Origin of the sequence: Kothea flammea (assembly GCF_052161645.1) — a bacterium.
GTDB lineage: Bacteria > Planctomycetota > Planctomycetia > Pirellulales > Pirellulaceae > Laterigemmans.
The window spans coordinates 507,131-525,323 of sequence record NZ_CP197414.1 but is presented as its reverse complement, the minus strand read 5'-3'; the positions used below and the strand labels follow the sequence as shown (position 1 = coordinate 525,323).

The 18,193-nt window shown below is 58.5% G+C and carries 9 protein-coding genes and 1 pseudogene; 5 read left to right on the top strand and 5 right to left on the bottom strand.

Going from position 1 to position 18,193, the window contains the following annotated elements; translation table 11 throughout:
* Complete coding sequence (locus tag SH139x_RS01745; protein WP_488353570.1) at window positions 1-1,554, top strand: DUF7133 domain-containing protein; 1,554 nt, start codon at window positions 1-3, stop codon at window positions 1,552-1,554.
* A 74-nt stretch (window positions 1,555-1,628) separates the two neighbouring features.
* Here SH139x_RS01745 and SH139x_RS01740 read toward each other — a convergent pair whose 3' ends face one another.
* The gene (locus SH139x_RS01740) at window positions 1,629-3,008 is read right to left on the bottom strand and encodes an outer membrane protein assembly factor BamB family protein (RefSeq protein ID WP_488353569.1); all 1,380 of its coding nucleotides are present in this window, start codon (window positions 3,006-3,008) and stop codon (window positions 1,629-1,631) included.
* Window positions 3,009-3,191: 183 nt separating this feature from the next.
* On the opposite strand from SH139x_RS01740, the gene SH139x_RS01735 reads away from it, so the two are divergent.
* Entirely contained in the window at window positions 3,192-6,137 is a 2,946-nt protein-coding gene (locus tag SH139x_RS01735; protein WP_488353568.1) for a hypothetical protein, read from the top strand.
* Window positions 6,138-6,227: 90 nt separating this feature from the next.
* Window positions 6,228-9,857, top strand: coding sequence for a hypothetical protein (locus tag SH139x_RS01730; RefSeq protein WP_488353567.1), 3,630 nt, complete (start codon window positions 6,228-6,230; stop codon window positions 9,855-9,857).
* Between the two features lie 6 nt (window positions 9,858-9,863).
* On the opposite strand, the pseudogene thiC reads toward SH139x_RS01730, so the two are convergent.
* The 4 genes and pseudogenes from thiC to SH139x_RS01710 form a co-directional block, all read right to left on the bottom strand.
* Window positions 9,864-11,225 (bottom strand): annotated as a pseudogene (gene thiC / locus SH139x_RS01725) (phosphomethylpyrimidine synthase ThiC); the annotation flags it as partial.
* Between the two features lie 360 nt (window positions 11,226-11,585).
* Entirely contained in the window at window positions 11,586-13,010 is a 1,425-nt protein-coding gene (locus tag SH139x_RS01720) for a c-type cytochrome (RefSeq protein ID WP_488353566.1), read from the bottom strand.
* 228 nt (window positions 13,011-13,238) lie between these two features.
* Window positions 13,239-15,056: a hypothetical protein gene (locus SH139x_RS01715; RefSeq protein WP_488353565.1), complete on the bottom strand. Its 1,818-nt coding sequence runs from the start codon at window positions 15,054-15,056 to the stop codon at window positions 13,239-13,241.
* The gene (locus tag SH139x_RS01710; protein ID WP_488353564.1) at window positions 15,053-16,360 is read right to left on the bottom strand and encodes an ABC transporter ATP-binding protein; all 1,308 of its coding nucleotides are present in this window, start codon (window positions 16,358-16,360) and stop codon (window positions 15,053-15,055) included. The genes SH139x_RS01715 and SH139x_RS01710 overlap by 4 nt, the downstream gene beginning before the upstream one ends.
* Window positions 16,361-16,489: 129 nt before the next feature.
* On the opposite strand from SH139x_RS01710, the gene msrB reads away from it, so the two are divergent.
* Window positions 16,490-17,113, top strand: coding sequence for a peptide-methionine (R)-S-oxide reductase MsrB (msrB, locus tag SH139x_RS01705; RefSeq protein ID WP_488353563.1), 624 nt, complete (start codon window positions 16,490-16,492; stop codon window positions 17,111-17,113).
* 157 nt (window positions 17,114-17,270) lie between these two features.
* Window positions 17,271-18,005 (top strand): hypothetical protein, encoded by a 735-nt coding sequence (locus tag SH139x_RS01700; RefSeq protein WP_488353562.1) that lies wholly within the window; start codon window positions 17,271-17,273, stop codon window positions 18,003-18,005.
* Window positions 18,006-18,193: the final 188 nt, after the last annotated feature.

Genomic DNA, 18,193 nt, shown 5'->3' with positions numbered 1-18,193 from the left:
ATGCGACTTTGCTGGTTGCTGAAGAGCGGCTTTACAATGCTTGGTCTTATAATGCTTGGCCTCACGCTGCTTGGCATCACGAGCAGCGACAGGGCGCTGGCCGACACGCTCGGTGAATACTGGGGGACAGCCGAAGAGGAAGCCAAGTACTATCGGATTGTCGACATTCCGTTCCCGGAGGAACTGGCGTTGGAAGCGTCCAGCTTCGAAGTCCTGCCCGATCAACGGCTGGCGATCGGCACGCGGCGTGGCGAAATTTTGCTAGTCGATGGAGCCTTCGACAAGTTTCCCAAAACTACGTTTCAAACCTACGCCGCGGGCCTCGATGAAGTCACCGGACTCGCTTTTCGGGACGGCCAATTCATCGTGACTCAGCAGACCGAGGTCACGCGGGTCTCGGATCAAAACCAGGATGGACGCGCCGACTCCTTTGAGACGCTCAGCGACGTGTGGGGATTTCGCAACTACCACGAGTTCGCTTTTGGGTCCAAACCCGACCAAGCTGGCAACACTTGGGTTGCCCTCTGTTTGTCCGAATCGTACCAGTCCAAAGTTCCGCTGCGAGGTTGGTGCGTGAAAGTCACACCGGAAGGCGAAACCATCCCAGTTTGCAGCGGCATCCGCAGCCCCTGTGGCATCGGCACCAATGAACAGGGTGTGATGTTCTACGCCGAAAGCCAAGGCCCCTGGAACGGCTCCTGTTCTCTCAAAGTCTTGCAACCCGGCGGATTCATGGGGCACCCGGCCAGCTTTAACTGGTACCCGTTGGCCGCTGAACTGGCCAGCAAGCAAGCAGCAGCCAGCAACCCGTTCGCAACCGCTCCGCTGGAACCCAAGTCACAGTCTCGCCTCGCGATTGAGAGCGAACAGGTGGAAGAGTTGGTTCCCTACGCGGTGGTTTTTCCCTATCGCAAAATGGGACGTTCGATCTCGGGCTTCGTCGTCGATCGCAGCGGCGGGAAATTCGGTCCTTTTGAGAATCAAATTTTCATCGGCGACTTCAGCCTGAGCGTGGTGATGCGAGCCACCACCGAGCAAATCAATGGAGTCTGGCAAGGTGCTTGCTATCCATTTCGTGAAGGGCTAGCGACCGGTTTGTTAGCTTGCCAATTCACGCCCCAAGGGGATTTGGTTGTGGGCGGCACGAATCGAGGTTGGCCGGTCCGCGGCCCCAAACCTTACGCCTTGCAACGGCTGGAGTGGACTGGCAAAGTCCCCTTTGAGATCAAGCAGATTAACGCCCGGCCTGACGGCTTTCTGATCACCTTTACCAAACCGGTGAACCGCGAGGTGGCGGCCATGCCTGGCTCCTACGCGTTGTCGACTTACACGCATATCTATCAAGCCGGTTATGGCAGCCCCGAAGTCGATCATACCACTCCCACAGTCACCGCCGCCAACGTTTCAGCAGACGGCTTGAGTGTTCATTTGACCGTCGATGGGCTGGTTCAAGGGCACGTGCACGAGTTTGATCTGAAGGCCATTCGCGCGGCCGCAGATGCTACACCACTCGTGCACGCGAACGCCTATTACACGCTCAACGAGATCCCTTAGAGGGCCAGAGCTGCCACTTGTTTCCTCCGCAGAGGCAAGCTCGACGGAAGAATACCAACCCGCACAACCAAAGCCTATTTGATCATCACCAAACTATTGGGCGTGCGGAACAACAAACCATCGCCGACCGGCACGGGGCTAGCCACGGTGAACTCGCTGTCGTCACCCAGCCCATTTTCGGAAACCAACTCGGGCTGTCCCGCATCGCCGGGTAACTTGATTACCATTACTTGTCCGTCCTCGCGGGTGAGGTACAAGTGGCTGCCAGTCAGCAGCGGGCTGCTGGAATAGTTCTTGCGATTCTTTGGCAGTTCCAGTTCCCAAGCGGTATCTCCCGACTCGAGATCGAGAGCTAACACTTGCCCGCGATCTTGGTTGAGATAGACGCGACCGTCCCGCACCACCGGCGTGGGCACGTCAGCCCCGATGCCGACCTGTTGCCACACGATCGCTTGCTCACCGGCACCGGCGAGCAGTTTGGCCATGTCGACGGCCGTCACCGAAGCGCCCCGCGCGTAGGGACAAATGATAATGTTACCAGCCACAACCGGTGATGCGATGGAACGAAAGAACTCGTTCTGTTCCGGGTTGAATCCTCCCAGCTGAGCCAAAATTTTTCCCGTGTTGGCATCGTGCAGAGTCAAATGGTCGGCCCCCATCAAGGCGATCAGTTCTTGACCATTGACCGTCGCCGGGATGGGCGAAGTGTAACTTTGAGCCGCTTCGCGAGGTGCCGGCAGTTCACGACTGACATTCCAGACAACGTCGCCGGTCAACTTGTCAAAGCTGGCCAAATAGCTGGGGCTAGGCGCCGACTGCATGACCGCCACCACGATCGATTTGTCGGTCAACAACGGGCTGGAACCAAGGTCCCACCACAACGTGTCCTGCCCATAATCCTCTTGCAAGTTGCGTTGCCAAACGACTTGGCCCGACATGTCAACGCACGCCAAATCACCACTGCGATAATAGGCGTAGACATACTTACCGTCAGTCGTCGGCGAGGGGTTACTGCCGCTGCCCTTTTTGTGCTTGCCACCCGTGTCGTCACCCAAGTGAACTGCCCAGCGAAGCTCGCCGGAGTTCGCATCAAACGCTTGCAAAAAGTTCTTGCCATCGAACCCGGCAGTGATAAAAACCAGCTCACCGCTGACCACTGGCGTGCTACCACCACGTCCCTTGAGGTCGACGCGCCACTGCGCGTCACCACTCTTCCAGCTGACCGGGTAATCACCCTCGGGCGCGACCCCTTGAGCCAATTCCCCCCGCCAATGTTTCCAGGAATCGGCCGCCTCGGCAATACTCGGCTGGGACAAAGCGGCCAACGAACCGACTGCCAGCCCGAGCCCCAGTGTTATGCAGCGGGACTTGCGGGCGGTCATGCTGGACTGGCGGCCAGCGACGGCCGAACCGCTAGTGTTCGCTCGAAAATTGGTGATAAACTTGCTGATCATCTGAACCCCTTGCGCCGCTTGAACGGCTCGGCAGGAAAATGGATGGGGAAACACGAGGCACAAAGGTGAAATCGCGACACCTGGGCCTGACGGCGCGGTACGATAATATAACTGATACGCGGCAATATAACTGCTGCGCGGCTGCGAAATGACAACGGCGAGTACACAACGGCTGATACTGCTATGCCAATATTCTACGACCGAGAAGATCGACAATCCGTGAATCGGGTGCAGCTGGCTGTGAGCCGAATGAAGCTGGCTCGCCACGGCCTGCTACTCAGCGGGCTAGTGTCGGTCATTCTCGGCTCTGTGATGCAGCCAGGCAACTCCCTGCTGGCCCAGTCCCTTCAGAAAAAAGTGGCCCAGAAAAGTGTGGCCCAGCAAGACGGGCCGCGGGGGCGTTCCCCCGACTTCGCCGGTCGCACCGCCCCCGACCGTTTCCTAGTCGACGATCCAGTCCCCACCGAGAGCCTGGCCGAACAGCTCGCCTCGCCGTCATACACCCGGCGGAAAGCGGCGATGTTCGATTCTTGGACCGATTATCAACGGTCGCGAGCCGCGGTGTGGGAATTGAGCAAGAGCGACGATCCGGAAACCGCGGCCCGCGCCAAGTGGATCCTTGAACGTTGGGAGATCGGGCTGTTAGCCGACCTGCCGCCAGCCGTGCAACGTCAACTGTCCCAAGCTCGCGTGAATCCAGCTGCCGCGATCTCGATGTTGATTCGCGAGGGTTATTTGCGGGAAGCGATCGAGGTGGCGCGGCATCATCAGTTGGCTGCTGACCGCGAAACAGTCGAACTGGAGATCGCCCGCCAGATCACGGCCCAATATCCGGCTTTGATTTTGGTTGGCCAGGAGCGGGGCCAGCTCGATCTGGTACTTGAGCTGCTCGACCAAGCGGCCACGACGATCCCGCTGGCGGTTGCTCGCGCGGTTTTGATCGAGCGGATGGGCGAACAGGTGACTGCGGAAAATCTGCTGCCGGCCTGCGCTGCCGACTGGCCGGAAGCGCGGCAAGCCGAAGCCGCCGTGGTCACTTGGAGCGTACTTGGTCGCCAAGATCTGGCCGCCGCCGCTGCACAAGGCTACCAACGTGCCGACTGGGATTCGACACTGCGAATGCTGGCTGGCGATTGGGCCGGACTGGCGACCGTGGCGGAGCAATCCACCGAACCCGATTTGCCCGTCGAGGCCACGCTGCAGCAGTATGTGACTTGGATTTTGGCAGCTAGCTACGCGGGCTTGGAAGAGGACCTTCGCCGAGCGGCCGCGGCGATGCGGCAGGAATCGGGGAGCTCATCCTCGCGGTGGCGGAGCTTGGCGGTCGCCGGCATGTTCAGCGAAGCGATCGAAGTCTCGCGGCGATTGGACCCACAAGCGGCCGCCGATTTACTGGCCGGACAACAAGACTGGGAAGCCGCTTTCGCGACCCTCGACCTCGACCCAATCAATCCTCATCAGCAACTCAACAACTGGTTGGAAATCGCCAAGAAGGGTGACAAGGAGGAAGCGTTGCAGGCCAGTGAGCTGACCGCCAGCAGCGCGCAAGAACGCATCTTTACCGCGTTTCGTTTCTTCCGCTCGATCGGTGATTTTCAAACCAGCGAAACGCTGCTGCGACGGCTCGGCGACTTGCAGAATCCCGCCAAGGCAGTCGACGGCGACTCCAACACTTGGGTGCGAGCCGGGGAAGCGTCGCTCCGCGCGCATCGGTTTGGTTTAAACCCGCTGGCCGCGGAAATCATCGCCGCGGTCGATAGCCCCACCTCGGAAAAAGTTGGCAACGGGATGGGTTACGCGCTGACCGAAGGCAATGGCAACTTGTTTCAAACCGTTGCCGGTGCGGTCGCCACGCTACGGCCAGGCATCACGCCGCGGGAACATTGGCTGACCATGTTGCAGTTGATCGACGGCGAATTACCGGCGGACTGGGACCGTCAAAGCGATCTTGACAAACTGTTTGACGCCACCCAACCGAGTTCCCCGGCGGCCCAACGATGGTTTCGTAGCGGTCGCGCCGATGCACTCAGCCGGGGCGATTTCTTTGCCGCTCTGGGACGTCAAGATTTGGCTCAGCAAGCTTACTCAGCCGAATTAGAAAATAACGCGCCAACTTCCTATCTCAAGTTCGCCGATTACTTGTTGGCTTCCGGTGAGCCGACGATTGCTTTGAAATACTACGAGCTGGCCTATCGCCAGCTGGTCTCCCCCTCCAGCATCCTGCTGCTGCGTCAGGCGAGGGCAACCGAGACCAAACTCCCCTCCGCTTGCAGCGCGCTGCTCGGGCAAGCGGTGACACTGCGAATTTTGGGGCGGATCGAAGAAAGCCAGATGATCTTCCAAGCTTTAGACCTGATGCCCTTTCAACCGGCAAACGCCTTTCAAGCAGACTATTTCGAACAACTTACTCGTTTGGGATACCCGGAACGGCAAGCTGCCTACGCGCCGTACGAACTTCGCTTCGCAGCCTTCGATCTCAACAATGCTTTGGGCCCCGATGGTTCGGCCACTGACTTTTACAGCAAGGCCATTAAATACGTCGCAGCCATCGAAGCTGACAATCCGGCTGAGGCCAGCCTCTGGCACCGCATCGCCGTGATCAAATTGCTGGGCAGTAGCGGCGGCTTTTCCAACGCAGCCGCCTACCTGACCCTCGCGGCCAACACCCAGCGATTAGATGCTTTGGCCGCCTTGGAGCGTGACGATCCTCAAGCTGCGGAACAAGCATTTACCCACAGCCTTCAGTTTTTGCCGCTGAACATCGACCTCGCCGAGAAGGAATTAGTGAGAGCCCGAGCAGCGGGGCACGAGGCGATGGCAGATCGGTTGCTCGCCCAAATGTTGGCTGTCGGAGATGAATATCTGAAAAAGTTTCCACTGGATGCCAACACCATGAACAACATGGCCTGGGTGGCAGCCATTAACGATAAAGCTGACGATCGCGCCTTGGAACTAGCTCGCCGGGCGGTCTTCCTGGCCCCCTTGAGAACCTCCTATCGAGACACTTTGGCGGAAGTCCTGTTCCGTCGCGGACAAGTCGCCGCAGCGATCGGCGTTGAGCAGCAATGCCTGCTCGACGCGCCTGACGATTGGCATCTCCACGAACAACTGGAGCGGTTTTCCAGATAGGGAGCAAAAGCGATTCGCCTTCATTGCTCAGCAGCCTATAATGAAATGTAGGTTGATGGCTTGCTTTTCTCCTTATCCCAGCGGTGTTTCGTGTCAGCTGTTTCCGCTCTTCCCAATAAACCTCGCGATCCAGATAAAGCTGGCGACTCGGCACCCGACGCTGGTGATATTCTGATTGGAGAACACTTGGCGGCGGCCCGCGCTGCTTTGTGGCGTGCGGCGATGGCTAACGCCACCCTGCGGCTGGTGACGGTGGGGATGGCCGGTTTGTTGATCTTTGCCATCGTCGATCAATGGATTTGGGGGCTCGACAAAGTAGCTCGCCTGTTGCTCGCGGTGCTGGCGGTGGGATCGGGCAGTTGGTGGATCGCCAAACGCATTTATCCGCTGCTGAGGATGCGAGTCAGTTCCGAATACGCCGCTTTCAGCCTCGAACAAGACACGCCCGAACTGCGGCACGCGCTGACCAGCTACGTCACCTTGCGGGAAGATCGCGAGGCCAGCGGGTTGCGGGGAATTGTCGTTCGTTCGATCGGAGCCCGCGCCGCGCGACAGCTAAAATCAGCCGGCATGACCATGCCCTCGGAATCGGCCGGGACGATGCGGTTGGCAATGATCGCGCTCGGCATTTTCGCTCTGCTGGCCTTTTATTTTGCCTTGTTTCCCTCCAGCAGTTTCCAGTCTCTCGGTCGCTTAGCGGCTCCGCTAGCTGAAATCGCTCCGCCCACGCGAGTGCGGATCAGCGAAGTGACTCCCGGAGACAGTGAAGCGGTGTTCGGTCGCCCGCTGCAGGTAACCGCCAAAATCGAAGGGCTGCTCAGCAACGAACTGCCGCGGGTCGATGTGCGCAGCCCGGCCAGCACCAGCTCCATCGCAATGCGACCGGCTGATACTCCCCGACTCTTTGTCGGCGAGCTGCCAACCGAACTCATGACGGAAAATTTTTCCTACCAAATCTCCGCTGGCGATGCCCAGTCAGAGCTGTACCAAGTCGCCGTGCGGGATGAGCCGACGCTGGTGATTAACTCGGTGGAGTATTTACCACCCGCTTACACCGGCTTGCCTCGTCGCGTGCTCAGAACCGGCAATATCGAAGCACTCTCCGGGACCACGGTGACAATCGCGGCAGCCACCAATCGGCCCGTCGTGCGGGGGCGAATTGAATTCAATCCGCGGAGCGTCAATGGACGCGCATCGGCCACGGCTGGTTTTGCCGAACTTGATATTTCCACCGACGGCAAAACGGTTTCCACCACCTGGGACCTCCGCACAAAACTTGGCGGCGGCGGAGCGCCAGTGATCGACAGTTATCGCTTGCGAGTCTGGGACGAAACCGAAACAGCCAACCCCGACCCAATTGTCTACCCGGTGCGAGTCATCCCCGATCTCGCCCCCGAAGTGCGAATCGCTGTTCCGGCCACCTGGCCCAAGGATGTCCCCCTGGGCTCCCAGCAATTAATCGAAGTCCGCGCTCTCGATCCCGACTTTGGCTTGTCAGAAATTCGCTTGAGAATTCGCCACAAGACGCGAGTCGAATATGAACCGGTGCTGTTTTCAGACCCGCAGGGTGTGCGTGGAAACCAAGTCGCCCTCTATCGCTTCCGTCCCTCGGATCTCGGCTTCAACGTCGGCGACGTAATCACGATCGAAGCCGTTGCCCGCGATAACCGACCACTGCCCAAGGAACCTCGCCAACAACCAATCGAGTCCGTTTCTGATCCGATTGAACTGCGGGTTGCCGCGCCTCCCAAACGGAACTCGCCCGCCGAAGATGGTGATGGGCTGGAACCTCAAGACAATCAACCGAGCGGCGAGCAACAACAAGATAAACAACAACAGGGGGAAGGCGAGCAAGGGGGTGGTGCTGGCGCCGAGGGCGAAGCAACTGACAGCCAATCCGGTGAAGGCGAAGGGGGTTCCAGCGGCGAAGGCGATAGCGAACAGGAAAATCAAAGCGACGAACAGAACAAAGAAGGTTCAGGAAGTGGTGGCTCCGGCGAGTCGGGTGAATCCAACGCGAACCAAACCTCCGGTGATTCACCTCCCGCCGACGATAATCAACAACCGTCTTCCGAGAATAACGGGTCAAAAACCGGCGATTCCAACGCGAACCAAGAGCCACAAGATTCCGCTGATCGGCAAAACCAAGAGGGCGAAGGAAGTCAACAAGGCGAATCCGGAGACCAGACTGCCGGAGATCAGGCTGCCGGAGACCAGACTGCCGGAGATCAGGATGCCGGAGACCAGACTGCCGGAGACCAGACTGCCGGAGACCAGACTGCCGGAGACCTGACTGCCGGAGATCAGGCTGCGGGAGATCAGACTGCCGGAGATCAGGCTCAATCAACCGACGGGTCGCAGTCGGCGACCGATAGCAACGGCAACCAATCCGGAGATCGCGAGTCGCCCAAGCAACCGCCGAGCAACGATGGCGAAGCCATGGAGCGGATGCGCGATTACTTCAAACGCAAACAAGAAGAATCTCAAGGCGGCAACGCTCAGCAACAGCAACAACCGCAAGACGGTCAACAAAAACAGCCAAACAACCAAGCTGATGGAGAACAGGCTGCTGGCAATGAGCGGGGCAATGAACAACCCGCTGGTGAACAGCAGCCGGGAGCTGAACAACAACCGGGAGCTCAACAACAACCTGGTGGCGAACAACAACCTGCTGGCGGCGAACAGCAACCGGGCGGCGAACAACAACCTGCTGGCGGCGAACAGCAACCGGGCGGCGAACAACAACCTGCTGGCGGAGAACAACAACCGGGCGGAGAACAACAACCGGGCGGAGAACAACAACCGGGCGGAGAACAACAGCCGGGCGGAGAACAACAGCCGGGCGGAGAACAACAACCTGGCGGAGAACAACAACCTGGCGGCGAAGAACAACCGGGCGGCGAACAACAACCGGGCGGCGAACAACAACCGGGCGGCGAACAACAACCGGGCGGCGAACAACAACCGGGCGGCGAACAGCAACCTGGCGGCGAACAGCAACCTGCTGGCGAACAACAACCCGGCGGCGAACAACAACCCGGCGGCGAACAACAACCTGCTGGCGAACAACAACCCGGCGGCGAACAACAACCCGGCGGAGAACAGCAACCGGGTGGCGAGCGACCCCAGCCTCAAGAAGGTTCGCAGGGCGAGGGATCGGAAAGTGGCGAAAGCCAGCCCGGTTCCAGCGAATCAGGCGGCGATCCATCCTCACAGCCTTCCTCGCAAGGGTCCGAGAACGCGGCTGCGGAAATCGGTGCGGCGAACAGTGGTGCCAGCGGTGAAGGTTCCGGAAATGCTTCCAGCAGCGGACCAAGTGGCGGTCCCGATGCGGCAGCGCCACCCGCTCCCGATCCGGTCGATGTGGAAGCGGCTCGCAAAGCAACCGACTTGGTGCTGGACGAACTGCAATCGCAACGCGACACGCCGGACCAGGAACTGCTGGATGAACTGGGCTGGACTCCCGAACAATTGCGCCGCTTTACGCAGCGCTGGGAGCAAGCTCGCAAGTTGGCGGATGACGGTTCAGCTGAGAACCGTAAACAGTTCGAAGAATCGTTGAAGAGCTTGGGGATTCGCCCCGATCAAATGAGTGACCAACGTCGTATGAAACAACAATCGGACGCTCTACCACAAATTCGCGACAGTGGCCAAAGGATGGCACCGCCGCGAAAATTCCGCGATTCGCTCGAAGCCTTCAAGCGGTCGCTGAACAAATAACCGCTGCTACTTTTCAGCGGGCTCGCTGACAACTTCGACCAGCTTGTTCTCGGCAGCCATCTTGCGAATATCCTCAGTGATCTTCATCGAGCAATACTTGGGGCCACACATGCTGCAGAAGTGAGCACTTTTGAAAGTGTCTTGGGGCAGTGTTTCATCGTGATAAGCTCGCGCCGTTTCAGGATCGAGCGAGAGTCGAAATTGCTCATTCCAATCAAAGCCAAAACGAGCTCGGGACAATGCATCGTCGCGATCCTGGGCCCCTTTACGGCCGCGGGCCACATCGGCCGCGTGGGCGGAGATTTTATAAGCGATCACTCCTTGCTTGACATCTTCGCGGTTGGGCAAACCGAGGTGCTCTTTGGGAGTCACGTAGCACAACATGGCTGCTCCGTGCCAGCCCGCCATCGCCGCGCCGATGGCGCTGGTAATGTGGTCGTACCCGGGAGCCACATCGGTCACCAACGGGCCCAGCACGTAGAACGGGGCGCCGTTGCAAATCTCCGCTTGCTTTTCCATGTTCATCTGAATTTGATGCATGGGAATGTGGCCCGGTCCCTCGACCATCACTTGCGTGCCATTCTCTTGTCCCCGTTTGGTCAATTCACCGAGCACTTCCAATTCCGCAAACTGAGCCTCGTCCGAGGCATCAGCGATCGAACCGGGACGCATCCCATCCCCTAGGGACCAAGTCACGTCATACTCTCGCATGATGTCGCACAAATCGTCGAAGGCGTCGTACAGCGGATTCTGCTTTTGATGCGCCATCATCCACTTGGCGATCAACGATCCTCCGCGGCTGACGATCCCCGTTACGCGATTGACGCTGAGGTGCAAATGCTCCAGCTTGACGCCGCAGTGAATCGTCATGTAGTCGACCCCCTGCTTGGCCTGGTGCTCGACCATATCAAGAAAATGCTGAGCCCGCATGTCTTCGATGTTGCCACCGAGCTCTTCCAGCATTTGGTAGATCGGCACCGTTCCGATCGGGACTGGCGATTTGGCGATAATCTCTTTGCGGATGTTGTCGATATCTTTGCCAGTCGACAAATCCATCACCGTGTCGGCCCCAAAGTGGACCGAAGTATGCAGCTTTTCCAGCTCTTCTTCGACGTTGCTGGTCACGGCGCTGTTGCCAATATTAGCATTGATCTTGCACTTGCTCGCGACGCCGATACACATCGGTTCCAACACCCCGGCGATGTGGACTTTGTTGGCGGGAATCACCATCCGGCCAGCGGCAACTTCATCCCGAATCGTCTCCACGGGCAACCCTTCCCGTTCAGCGACAAATTCCATTTCCGGGGTAATATTTCCAGCACGAGCGGCGATTAATTGCGTAGTCATCGAGTCGTTAACTCCGTGGCGAAAACGTGTGAGCGATCAAGTCCACACGAAGATGGCAAATAGCTGGGCTGCACCGCAAAAAATCCGTCGCGTCTCAGCCCTAAACGTCCGTTTTACCGCACAATGACCGGCTGAGACAGTACGGGCGCGGTGGAACGGCCAGTTATCGAGACTCTGCGGAAAATATGCGGAGAAAATAGCGTCAGGATGATCCCCAGTGGTCGATCCCCCGTCCGGCTGACCTGCTCTGTTGCCACGGTCCGGTGAAGCGAGAACGAGTGATCTGTCAGCCTCAGGCCTTACCGCACTCGATACTCGAACTCCGGCCCCTCTCCGCGTCACTAGCCACTAGCCACTAGCCACTAGCCACTAGCCACTGCCCTACAACGTTTTTAGATACTCTAGTACTGCTTGCCGCTCTTCGATGGTTAACTCCAAAGCGAAATCGTGCCCGGCGGCTGATTTGCCAAAGCCTCGCGTGTCAAACCAACTTCTTCGCTCTGCAATATCTAACTGTCGCAACGGAATACGATCGGCCGTTTCGATCTGAAAGCCAACCTGCTGCTCGTCGATCTCCACTGCGCTTCGCCGCCACAACTGGGGCCGCTGCTCGGGGTTTAAGACGTGCCACAAAGTCGGCACGCTGCCATTGTGGAAATACGGAGGACTCGCCCAGACGCCATCAAGCGGTGGCGCCACGTAGCCGACGGGATCGGTAACGGTGGTTTGCTCGTCCGCTTCGCTAGCCGCCGCGAACCAACTACTAGCATATTTTTCGCGACCAGCAACTGGTAAAGCGGCGAGTCGCACAGGGTCGGTACCAACTTCGTCGAGCGGCACCATGACGGCGGGATACTCACTGCCATCACCATAAGTGCCATGACATCGCGCGCAGGTGTCATTGAATAACAGCCGCCCCCGATCGGCCAAGGCTGCATCGATCGGGCGATCATACTTTGGCGGCCTCAACGACATCAAATAAGCATACACATCACGAAAGTCATCTTCCCACTCGCGAAACTTTTCCGGACCATTCTCGCGCACCAACATAAATTGCATTAAGCCGCGATGCCCACGCTCGGCAAAGCCGTCGATGTAAATCTGCGGCCGACGGTGAAAGTGCCACCAGGGCGGCGCGTCCATGTCATGATGCGTCATCTCGGGACGGGGCACGTCGGTATCGATACTCAAATCGCCTCGCCGGTAATGCATCAAACCAACGCCAAACATCACGGCGTTGGTGCGTCCCACCGTCGAGCCCAAAGGCATTACCAACGATCCCAAATCCATCCGCGTCAGCTGCTTGCCAATCTTGAACTTGGCCCGGCGAATCTCTTCGGTCAATGTCTGCAAGGCATATTCATTGTTCGGCGCTCCGGGATAAGCTTTTCCATAAACACGTCCGCCATGACAAGCGAAACAGTTCATCGTCCACTCGCCCGACCGGCTGACCACATACTGCAATGGCCGCTGCTGGGGATCGTCAATCCGCGCGTTTAATCCGTAGCGACGATAGCTCATCTCCCGCCGCGCATCGCTATCAACAGCTTCCGCTTTCGCTCGCAGCTCGGCAGGCCATGTTTGCCAAACGGCGTCGAAAGTTTCCTGATCGAAATCAGCCGGCAAGTAGGCCTTCTCGACTAAGAAGCGGTAACCACGCTCCGCCGCACTCAATTGATCCGCAGCGGTGGCGTCATCAGCCACGACGGCTCCATCAGTCGCCAAGCAAATCGGGCACATTGCTGGCCCAACCAACCCAACCACTAAAGTGGTCACAATCGATCGAATCGTACTCTGCATTCGCATTGACAACGCTTTTAATTTGGCACGTACATAGTCGCCTTTCGCTCCGCCGAAAGTACAAAACAACACCACTTTCGCACTCCCAGCAACAATACCCGTCTCCCCGGCTTCTCCGTAACAACAGTCAACGCTGTTCAAAGATCCAAGAACCTATTCAGAAACCACAAAAAAAGGCCCGCGGCTAGCGCCTTCGGCTCACAGTTTTCGGATAGGTCCTAAATATTTATCATTTTACCGCTCGGGCAAGGAGAAACGCACCAAAGAAAGTCGGTGAAAAGCGAGCACCTCATACTCGATGCCCAACTGCGTGGTGCCTAGGAGCGAGTCACCCGCAGGCAACTCGCCAGTCGGGCGGGGGAGCAGCTCCGACAAATAGGCCCGCATTTTGCTGCGGGGACGACGCGTCACCAGCCAGACGGTCCCCGCTGCCGATTGCCGTTGATCGGAAACTGCTGACCAAGCGGCCAATTGTTCGCCAAGTTGTTGTTGCGTTAACGTCCGGTTGAGCGGCCCCAAGATGATGGTCTCCTCGTCGGTCGCGAAACTCGCAGCGTACGAGCCGTGGAAAGGATAAGCCACGTACGTTTCAGCCAAGGAGCGAGGAACAGCCGGCGGCCAACCATCGTGGATCCAATTCGATTCCAACAACTCGGCCGCCAGCATCAGCCGATCCCCTCCGCGGCGATGCGTCTGCAAATAGGTTCCCAGCTCGCGCCAAGCTTCGCCCCGCTGCACCAACCGCCGCTCACCCGCAGCCCACTTGCCGATCGAACCTTGCGTTGCCAACAACCCCAACGGCACGGCACAAAAGACCAACTGTCCGATCCAAACGAACCACCCCCCGCGGCTGGCCAACCCACCTCGCCAACGATCCCAAAAATAACCGCTGGCGCAACACAACGGCGGCAACAGCCCGACCAAAAACCGACGATGCCAAACCGCAGCCAAGCCGACGTAGGAGACGCACCAAGCAACCCCTGTTACTCCGATCACAGCGAGCAACAGCACCACACCCCAGCTGACTCCACCCCAGCTGCAACACTTGCTAGATATCTTCCAAGGTGTGACAGAAAGTTGCCAACGGATGGAAGATATCTGCCAACCGATCATGGGGACCAACACCAGCCACCCCCAGGGCCAAATTTGCCACAACTCGGCCAACCGGCTGGCACGCCCGAAAGCGTTCCACTGTTCGCGACGCCCCCACACGTCGGTGATCAAATCCCAGTTCATCGCCAACGCTAACAACACACCCAAGCTGGCCGAGCCGCCGATTAACAAAAACAGCTGCCGCGAGGCGGGGCGAGCGGCAAGTGCAGGATTGTTAGCACCGGCAGCAAGCTTTTGACGAGCCTCACGCCGGCCGCAAATCATCGAGACCAGCTCCAGCAACAAACTTAACGCCACCAGTCCGGCCACCGCTAACAAGGCCGTGACATGCAGCATCACCGCAGCCATCGTTGAGAGCAACAAACCGCCGGCAGCCCACCACGAAGGCCGCTCGCAATGCCCCGCTCCCCTGCCCCGGCATCCGGGGAAACCGCCCCGCAGCTCGACCAAGCAAACAGCCACCAAGCCCACGGCTAACATCACAGCCCCATAGCAGCGAGCTTCGGTTCCGTAAAAGATCGCATTCCGTTCGACGGCCAACAACAGGCCGACGACGACTCCCACGCTGACCCGCCCGCTCCAACGAGCGACCCAAGGAACGGCCCAGCCGGCCAGCACCGCGGTGCAGAGGACTGAGGGAAATCGCAGCGCCCACTCACTGCTGCCAAAGCACTGTGCCCAGAGCCATAGTCCGTAAAAATACCAAGGTGTCTGATTGCCGATCGCGGCCCGCGGAGGAACCTGCTCCCAGCTCCCAGCGACCACCCAGGCGGTATGCAATTCGTCCACCCAGAGACTTTCTCCCAACGCGGGCAACCGCAAGGCGATCGCCAGCAAACCGACGAAAACCGCCGCGGAAAAACAAACGGCAAACTGCATCGCGGGAGTCTGACTCCGCTGTCGCAGCCAAGGGGTGGCCACCGAATGAACTTGGCTCATTCCGGCTCCGCCACGACGTTTCCTGCCCCTGTATGTGCGTCAGTATCTGCATCTGCATCTGCGGGATCGCTCGCGGGAAAGACAAAGACCTCCGTGGCGGGGACCTGCCACACAACTTGGTCACCAATCCCGATTGTGCACTCAGCAGGAATCAAGGCTCGGATCTGCTCGATCTCACGAGCGGCCCCACGACCAATCTGCGAGCTGATTTGCGAACCAATCTGCGAGCTGATTTGCAGGCAGTGCCGATCATGAAACCGAAAGCGATCGAGCACCACACCCACTTGGCTGATCGCCACTTGGGTAGTTCCCGTTTGGCTGATTTCTGCTTGGCTAGTTTCGGCCGCCCGCTGGCTGCTGGAAACCAGCCGCACGCTGGCGGGTCGAAAGCCGAGCGAGACTGGCGCGGCAGCGACGAGCGGCGTTGGTGGTTGCAAGCCGGCGATGATCTGCTGGCCACAGAGACAATTTCCTCGCTGGTCAAAACTGGCTGGCAGCAAATTTAACGAAGGGCTGCTGAGCAGAGCCGCGATGAAGCGATTCGCTGGACGCTGATAAATTTCTTCCACAGTCCCCAACTGACAGATGCGGCCTGCCTGCATCACGGCCACGCGATCGGCAATCGCCATCGCTTCGCTGGCATCGTGCGTAACATAGATGGTCGTTCCCCCAATCGCTTTTCGCCAACTCGCCAGCTCGGCTCGCAATTGCAATCGTAAATGGGGATCGAGGTGCGCCAGCGGTTCATCAAACAACAACAGCCCAGGTCGGTGCACCAATCCCCGGCCAATGGCAACTCGCTGCCGCTCACCACCGCTCAGGTCCGCGGGATGGCGTTTGAGAAAAGGACGGACGCCAAGCAAATCGGCGATCTGCTCAGCCGTTTGCCGACGGGCGGCCCGTCCCAAGCCACTTTTGCGGAGCGGAAACGCCAAGTTTTCAGCGACCGTGAGATGCGGATAGAGCGCCAAGTCTTGAAACACGAACCCCACGCCGCGTCGATGCGGAGCCAGTCGGGTGACATCTTGACCGTCGATTTCCAAGTTCCCGCTGTCGGGCTCTTCCAGCCCAGCGATCAGCCGCAACAAAGTCGTCTTGCCACATCCGCTGGGCCCCAGCAAGGCGACGATTTCGCCCGCTGCGATCTCCAGCGAAAGCCGATCGACGACAATTCGCCTCTGGAACGCCTTGCACAACAGATTGATTCGCAAGCGACTGCCGAGCGACTCACAGCGGTCGGCCAAGCGAGTCGCTGACGCAACGGTGGGGGCCACCGGCGGCTGGGGGTTCTGAGAATCTGCCAACGTCAAATAATCGCCAAAAGGGGTGCAGGGAAGTTCAATCGCTCGATATTCTCTTTATTTGGCACTAGCCAGGTGGTTAGAATGTGGAGTTGTTTTTGCGCACCACCGCCCGCACTGGGAAATGCAAAGATGTTGACTCGAAAAATTTACCATACCACGCTGTTCTGCCTGCCTCTGCTGATCGCCGGGGCGCTCGTTTGGTCACCAACTGGCTGGGGCCAAGATAGCGAGGACCAATCATCCGAGAAGAAACCTCCGACGGCAGAAAAAGCAGAAAAAGACGAGTATAAACCACCGACCAAGGCAGAATTGCGACGACGGCTTTCGCGGATTCAGTATTTGGTGACCCAGGAAGAAGAAACCGAACCGGCTTTCCGCAACGCTTACTGGGATAACAAAAAACCGGGAACCTACGTTTGTATCGTCTGTGACAAGCCGCTGTTTACGTCTGAGACGAAGTTTGCGTCCGGCACCGGCTGGCCCAGTTTTTGGCAACCACTCGACGATGAAGCGGTCGGCACCAAAACAGATTGGAAAATGTTTTATCCCCGCACGGAAGTCCACTGCAGCCGTTGCCGAGCTCACTTGGGACATGTCTTTGAAGACGGCCCCCGCCCCACCGGGCTGCGGTACTGCATGAACAGTGCTTCGATGAAGTTTATCGAACAGGAAAAAGATGCGGCTCAGGAGAAGACTCCCAATAAGCGTAAAGGACGGGGCAATCCCGAAGCTTCCGACCCGACCACCAAGTAGGCAGAAGGGGGTTTGTAACGGTTTTAGTGAGCGAACCTGTGTCAGCTGATGCGATGCATCCTGAATCACCGATACCATCATCAGATCGGAAACGAAAGTCCTTTCCCGACTTTCGCTCGCACTTTGCTGCCGTCGCCCGAAATGGATTTCAGCCGTCATGTCTTTGTCAAAACGCCTGCTTTTGCTGGCCGCGTTAGCGACGCTCGCCAGCTTCGCCACAAGTACCAGCGGATCTGCCGACGAGCAGGCCTTTGTGCGGCTGGCCCCAGTTCAAGATCCACTTGTCCAAGATCCACTCGACAGCCCCAGCCCGAGTGACGTCCCGGACCAGCGGGATGATTTCGGGCTAGACAGCTATCGCGGCAGTGACAACTTGGTGGTTGCTCCTTCGATTTTCGGAGATGATCGGACGGCGGTAATTGAGGGCAAGAAATTAATCATCCCGGCGCTGATCGCTCCCACGACCGATGTCAGCCAGATCGGCAACCAAAATCTCCCCGAGGACTTCGGCGGTGAGAATTTAACGGCGCGGATTCCGCTCCCCGAGGGTTTCGCCGACCGTGAACCAGAATGGGCCCTAACAGCTTACTTTTGGCAAGCTCCCAATACGTTCTCCCACCCGCTGTACTTCGAAGAGGTGATGCTGGAGCGTCATGGTCACGAGCGGTATCGAGCATTGCAACCGATGATTTCAGGTGCCAAGTTCTTCGCGACGTTACCGATGCTCCCCTACTTAATGACTGTCCAACCGGCTTGCGAGCTCGACTATCACTTGGGCTACTTCCGCCCGGGATCGTGCGCACCGGCGCTGCTGCAGCGTCCGCCTTACGAGCGTCGCGCGGCGATCAACCAAGCAGCCGCCACGGCAGGCGCCTTTCTCGCGATTCCGTAAACGAAAAGGCTAGCGCGGCGAGGGCGAGCTTGATTTTGCCTGCTAACGCCGCGGTTTTTACGCTGGAGGCAGGTAGGTTTTCGGCGTGCCTTGGGTCCTTTTATCTGTCGCCCTCCGGGCTAAATTTGTCGTCCCGTGCCGGCACTCGCTTGACGCTGCCCCCTCGGGCGACCGGAAAAAACTTTTCC

Coding starts and splice junctions, on each gene's coding strand:
- SH139x_RS01745 (WP_488353570.1), top strand. CDS start 1: ATGCGACTTTGCTGGTTGCTGAAGAGCGGCTTTACAATGCTTGGTCTT.
- SH139x_RS01715 (WP_488353565.1), bottom strand. CDS start 15,056: ATGAGCCAAGTTCATTCGGTGGCCACCCCTTGGCTGCGACAGCGGAGT.
- SH139x_RS01740 (WP_488353569.1), bottom strand. CDS start 3,008: ATGATCAGCAAGTTTATCACCAATTTTCGAGCGAACACTAGCGGTTCG.
- SH139x_RS01720 (WP_488353566.1), bottom strand. CDS start 13,010: ATGCGAATGCAGAGTACGATTCGATCGATTGTGACCACTTTAGTGGTT.
- SH139x_RS01735 (WP_488353568.1), top strand. CDS start 3,192: ATGCCAATATTCTACGACCGAGAAGATCGACAATCCGTGAATCGGGTG.
- SH139x_RS01700 (WP_488353562.1), top strand. CDS start 17,271: ATGTCTTTGTCAAAACGCCTGCTTTTGCTGGCCGCGTTAGCGACGCTC.
- msrB (WP_488353563.1), top strand. CDS start 16,490: ATGTTGACTCGAAAAATTTACCATACCACGCTGTTCTGCCTGCCTCTG.